The sequence below is a fragment of the Sphingomonas glacialis genome (genome assembly GCF_014653575.1).
In the GTDB taxonomy this organism is placed as follows: Bacteria; Pseudomonadota; Alphaproteobacteria; order Sphingomonadales; family Sphingomonadaceae; genus Sphingomonas; species Sphingomonas glacialis.
Window position 1 is genome coordinate 1 of record NZ_BNAQ01000054.1, and the last position, 503, is coordinate 503.

Consider the following 503-nt stretch of genomic DNA (forward strand, 5'->3'; position numbering starts at 1 on the left):
GCGCAGCATATCGGAATATGAGACGTCCCGTTTGCCGATATGACGATGCATGATGACGGGTCATGCGGCAAACGGGATGTGGAAACGGGATGTGGAAACGGCTTTTCGCAACGTTAGGCGTTTCGCAACGCCACATGAACGCTACATGCGTTTGGCGATGTTCACCGTCAGTTTCGCGGCGGTGTCCGCGTATTCGGAAATGTCGAACGTTTTGAAATCCTCGTAGTCGGTGTCCGCGTTGTCGCTCAGCGCGCGAATCACCAATGCGGGAACGTCGTTGCGGGCGGCGACATGCGCGACGGCGGCGCCTTCCATTTCCACCGCGTCCGCGCCGGTCTCACGGATCACCTGCTCGACCTTCTGCGGATCATCGACGAAATAGTTGCCGGTGGCGATGATGCCGACGATATGGTGAATGTTCAAGTCGTTCAGCGCCTGGTCGGCCAGTTCGAGCAGACGGTCGTCGCTATGGTATTCCTCGATGGGCCGGTCGGCGGTGCCGG

General features: G+C 59.0%; 1 protein-coding gene. It reads right to left on the minus strand.

The window, feature by feature from the left end; genetic code table 11:
* Positions 1–141: 141 nt before the first annotated feature.
* Positions 142–503, minus strand: a 362-nt coding sequence (locus IE187_RS21205) for a 5'-methylthioadenosine/S-adenosylhomocysteine nucleosidase (RefSeq protein ID WP_189677970.1), incomplete at its 5' end; no start/stop codon positions are given.